The organism is Leifsonia sp. HAY1-4F (assembly GCF_056755275.1).
In genome coordinates this window covers 1-263 of record NZ_JBNDHX010000347.1, presented here as the reverse complement: position 1 = coordinate 263, position 263 = coordinate 1, and the positions used below count along the sequence as shown (strand labels likewise).

Sequence of the window (263 nt, the reverse complement as noted above, 5' to 3'; positions counted from 1 at the left end):
CCCTTTCTCTGGCAGGGCCGTCGCCGTGAACGCCGGATCGGATGTCTGTCAAGATAACCCGGTTTCCACGGAAGAGCTGATCTGTGAGGTCGGCCTGAAAATTGAGATAGAGGCCAGGCCGTCTGGTGTCGGCCCCCACATGCTTTTCGTAGGTCAGATACTCGACGAAAACGGCAGCCTGGCGCGCGGTGATGTCCACAAATTTGAGTTTGATAATAAAGCGATCGATTCCCCGCCGAAAATCGGTGCTATCGACCCTGACC

General features: G+C 55.9%; 1 protein-coding gene. It reads right to left on the bottom strand.

Features of this window, described 5'->3' with window-relative positions; translation table 11 throughout:
- A partial coding sequence (locus ACPYOG_RS19785) for a hypothetical protein (protein ID WP_481295822.1) occupies positions 1–199 on the bottom strand: 199 nt, incomplete at its 3' end.
- Positions 200–263: the final 64 nt, after the last annotated feature.